This window comes from Methanoculleus sp. UBA291, assembly GCF_002499755.1.
Taxonomy (GTDB): domain Archaea; phylum Halobacteriota; class Methanomicrobia; order Methanomicrobiales; family Methanoculleaceae; genus Methanoculleus; species Methanoculleus palmolei.
Window position 1 is genome coordinate 1 of sequence record NZ_DANC01000008.1, and the last position, 4,053, is coordinate 4,053.

General features: G+C 56.8%; 5 protein-coding genes and 1 pseudogene. All 6 read right to left on the minus strand.

The features are described 5' to 3' along the window. Positions 1–346: 346 nt before the first annotated feature. Positions 347–1,138, minus strand: coding sequence for an ABC transporter permease subunit (locus BP737_RS02055; RefSeq protein ID WP_292408156.1), 792 nt, complete (start codon positions 1,136–1,138; stop codon positions 347–349). A gap of 254 nt (positions 1,139–1,392) precedes the next feature. Then, positions 1,393–1,623, minus strand: a complete 231-nt coding sequence (locus tag BP737_RS02060; RefSeq protein WP_292408152.1) for a hypothetical protein — start codon at positions 1,621–1,623, stop codon at positions 1,393–1,395. Then, positions 1,620–1,889: a hypothetical protein gene (locus BP737_RS02065; RefSeq protein ID WP_292408149.1), complete on the minus strand. Its 270-nt coding sequence runs from the start codon at positions 1,887–1,889 to the stop codon at positions 1,620–1,622. Before BP737_RS02065 ends, BP737_RS02060 begins: the two co-directional genes overlap by 4 nt. Next, the gene (locus BP737_RS02070) at positions 1,886–2,161 is read right to left on the minus strand and encodes a hypothetical protein (RefSeq protein ID WP_342685847.1); all 276 of its coding nucleotides are present in this window, start codon (positions 2,159–2,161) and stop codon (positions 1,886–1,888) included. The genes BP737_RS02065 and BP737_RS02070 overlap by 4 nt, the downstream gene beginning before the upstream one ends. Before the next feature lie 64 nt (positions 2,162–2,225). Further along, a complete protein-coding gene (locus BP737_RS02075) occupies positions 2,226–3,089 on the minus strand; it encodes a hypothetical protein (RefSeq protein ID WP_292408142.1) in 864 nt (287 codons plus the stop codon). Positions 3,090–3,584: 495 nt separating this feature from the next. Continuing rightward, positions 3,585–4,053 (minus strand): annotated as a pseudogene (locus BP737_RS02080) (hypothetical protein); the annotation flags it as partial.

The window sequence follows — 4,053 nt, forward strand, 5'->3', positions numbered from 1 at the left end:
CACCTCGTTCATGCGCACCCGGGAAGGCCACGGAACCGCAACGGCTATCCCTGACAGCAACCAACAGCCCTATTGCCCTCCGGGCACGCTGTTGGGGGCCGGGACACGATGCCGATCGGGGTTCCCGGCCCCCGCGGGATACCGCAGGCGGTATCACCGATCGAGACGTCGACGTTCTTCTTTATACCTTTTCTGTGACAATCAGCTACTCATTCAGGCATTCGAAAGCCTCCGGATCGGAAAAAAGACGGATCTTCCGGCAGCGAAGCCCGGTGCTCCGGTCTCTCCCCCGGATGCCGACCACAGGCGGAGTGCGCGTATTCCGGGTGGGGCCGACCCCTTGTCATCACCGGAGGTCCATCCGCATGAACCTCGTATACGCGACGGCGAAGAAGACGACGGGATAGAGGGTCAGTGCTACAACGCTCGACCAGATCCTGCCGAGCGTATCCTCAAGGGTAGTTCCCTGGTAACTGTGAATCCTCTGGATGAGAGTGTTGATCGCCATCTGCGGTGAGAGGAGGTTGACGGCGCTCTCGACCATCCTCGTCTGTTCGAGGTGCGCCGTAATCTCAGCCTGGTATCCTTCCGATCGGGTATCCCCTCCGTATGCGGCGGGGTCGGGCTTCTCCATCATGAGCGCCGTGCCGATATTTGTGGTGACGAAGGGGATCAGGAACGTGATGAGGATGAAGACGGCCAGCGAGAGGAGCAGAGCACTGCCGCTCTCCCGGCAGAGGGTGGAGAACGCAAGCGCGATGGAGAAGAACGTCACGAGGAAGAGGAGGGTGACGCCGGCATAGGTCAGGATCATCCAGAGGTCGTCCGGGGAGGGTACGATAGAGCAGACGAGGAGATAGGCGGTGGAGAGAGCGAGCACGCTCCCGACGATGAGGACCAGCAGCGCGATGCCGCCCAGCGCTTTCCCGTTGATGATCTCGTCCCGGAAGACCGGACGGGCGAGGAGAGTTTTGAGCGACCGGGACTCCTTCTCCTTTGAGACCAGGTCAAACCCAATGGCGAGAGCAAGGATGCCGCCGTAGGAGACCAGCGTGAGAAACATCGAGGAATAAATGCCCTCGACCGGCGGTGCGACGGGAGGCATCATTCGTTCCGGTCCGTCATCTGCCGTCTCCATTGCGATCAGATCTTCGGTATACCTCGTCAGGTCTCCCTGGTACCTCTCGATCCCGCCGTACGTCCCCACCCAAGGTAAGGCCCAGAAACAGGGCGAGAACGACCAGGTAGTGCCAGCCCGTGATGTGGTCGGCGAACTCCTTTTGTGCCACGATGAAAACGCGCTCTGTCGTCATGTGATCCCCCTGAGAGTCCGGTCCGTCCCGAACGGGCCTGCGTTCCGATCCGATGTATGCGGTGGCGTCATTGCTCATCCTACCGAATGTTTGCCGCAGCGATCTGAAATTCACCCTTCCCCGCCTCTTCTGCGGCGAAAGAGACAGACAGGGTCTTTGTACCACCCCGGTCCAGGGTGACGGATTCGCTGTACGGCCTGCCTGCGGCGTCGCGGACGGTCAGGGTGAACGAGGCTCGGGCGGGATCGAAGAGACCGTAGTTCCGGTTGGTGCAGGTCACCGTAAACGTGTTCCAGCCGAGCCCGGTCACGACATCCGCACCCAACCGTCACCTAGATCGTCATTCTCATTCTGACAGTTCACCGTGAACGTGTTCCACCCTGCTGGGACCTGAACTGAGCCCGCACCACTTATCCACACGGAGTCTGCCTCGCCGTCGGCGTGTATATGCCCAAGGTTCTCTGTTGCAAGGGGCGTCACGATTGATTCCGCACTCACCGCCAGCACATAGACCGCGCTGACGACCAGCAGCGCCACAAAGAGGGCGCCAATTCCGGAAGAGAGTCTTGCATTCATGGTTCGCCCCTGAAGCACGCCCGGACGAGATAGAGCGAGGCGGCGATAAAGACAATACCAAGACCGATGCTGACATAGTCGAGCGGGTGCGCCCGGAGGAGAGGTATCCACCAGTAGTCGGACGGGATGGCCATCCCCCGCGCACCCAAGCTCACGAACAGCATCCCAACCGCTACGGAGAGCAGCGCCGAGATGAAGGCGCGGACCCTCGGGTAAGGTATGCCAAAGAGACCGTTTCCCCAGAACTTTTCAGAAAATGTGCGCATTGTCATCATCTCATCTGAAATTTTAGTTCTCAAAAAGGGTTTGTTTTTAGGTTAGCTGGGCATGTTGTATCTAGACCAGATTTGCTGTCAGGTTGTAGGTCCACTGGACAGTCGCGCTCGCACCAGGCGGCCGCCTCTCTTCGCAGGCTCCATAGATTGACTGCGTCCCTTCATAATCTCCAACCCAGTCGACCGCATACTTCCCGGCGCTTCCCACCTGGCATTCACCTGGCTTCGGCCTGATCTTGTCCTGATGGAGCACGAAGTCCTTGCTAATGCTGCACCCTACACCCTTATACTCGGCTCCGAGACCTACCGTCACAGTATCTTCGTTCCCGATGAGATCTGAGTCAGGGGAATAAATTAACAGGTTAGATGTCGAATCTTCGAATTTTATCCGGTTCCAGAAGTTTTTGAGGTTCGAATCATCGCCCATCCAGACATCTTCGCGATTCTGTGCTGCGCTCCACTGCCACCAGTAATAATGATCTCTGCCCTGTTCATCGGTCACATCTAACTTATAGAGACTCAGCACGTTGTCAGAACTTGCCATAACAACCCCGTCATCATTTTTAGCTTCCAAATGCTCATTCCAAGCCGTCACATACTGGAGATTCCGTGTTATATCCGGCAAGCCAGAAGAACTCTGAACAAATCTGTCAATATGCGATTTTAGTGCAGTAACATTTTCCGATCCGTATTTTTGCTCCATTTTCTTGGAATAAGCTACAAATTCCTCTTTTGACATTCCTGGGGTTTCAGGGGTTATTCGCAACGTTTTTTGAGCAGAAGCGATCTGATCATAATTCGTATCTCCCTCACCCACAAGAGAATCATTCTCCTGTGTTGCGCTCACCGCCGGCACGAAGATTGCGCCGACGACCAGCAGTGCCGCGAACAGGGCACTGATTCCGGAAAGATCTTTTGTTTTCATGGTTCCATACCTCCTTTCATATGTGCCCCGGGAGACCACGGAACCGTAACGGCTATCCCTTCTGGGGGCCAACAGCCCTATTGCCCTCCGGGCACACTGTGGGGGCCGGGACACGACGCCAATCGAGCTTCCCGGCCCCCGCGGGATACCGCACGCGGTATCGCCGATGGAGACTTCGTTGTTCTCCCATATACCTTTTCTGTGACAAAACCCTAATCGTCGGAGCGCTCGAAGGCTCCGGAACGGAGGAGACCGGCGGAACCGCCGGCATTGCAGCCCGGGACCGCGCACCTCCCCGGATAACCGGCGGCAGGAAAAGTGCGCGCGTTTCGGGCCGACCGACCGCATGCTGTCACCGGATATCCGTCCACATGAGCCGCGTGTATGCGATGGAAGAGAAAAAGTGGGATAGAGGAGCAGCGCCGAAATGCTCGACCAGATCCTGACTCTTTTTCCACGCCTCAACCTGTCCCGGTTCCCCCAACGTTTGCTCTCTCACATCCATCCTGCCTCCTCTCTCGCCACCCTGAGTGCGTAATCGATAATGTTCCAGTCGATCAGAACCGTCCTGTTGTGCATTGTGGTGCCGTTCAGCGCCTCGGTTTCGGGTGTGAGATTGCGCACCCATACCCAGATCTCCGTGGGCGATACCGCGAAACTCGATATCTGCAATTCAGGATGGTCCTTCTGGAATTGGAGCAATTCAGCCACAACTCGCTCTCTTTCTTTCTCATACTCGAGATCATGGATGACCGTAAAGGTCCAGCCGGCGACCTGCTTGCCCTGAACGGCATCCACGTCGTTCTTCTCCGGTATGGAGTACGCATAGATGGTGGCCTGTTTGTTCAGGGGATCAAGCTCCCACTTTCGTATACCCCCGATCTCCACAAATCGCGCGATGTTTTCCATTTCCTCTTTCACTTCATCCGGTAACTCGTCTGGCGTCATATTCGCCTCTTTCAGC

What these genes read in the sequence shown, in the direction of transcription:
- BP737_RS02075 (WP_292408142.1), bottom strand. Translation starts at nt 3,089, where the DNA reads ATGAAAACAAAAGATCTTTCCGGAATCAGTGCCCTGTTCGCGGCACTG.
- BP737_RS02070 (WP_342685847.1), bottom strand. Translation starts at nt 2,161, where the DNA reads ATGACAATGCGCACATTTTCTGAAAAGTTCTGGGGAAACGGTCTCTTT.
- BP737_RS02055 (WP_292408156.1), bottom strand. Translation starts at nt 1,138, where the DNA reads ATGGAGACGGCAGATGACGGACCGGAACGAATGATGCCTCCCGTCGCA.
- BP737_RS02065 (WP_292408149.1), bottom strand. Translation starts at nt 1,889, where the DNA reads ATGAATGCAAGACTCTCTTCCGGAATTGGCGCCCTCTTTGTGGCGCTG.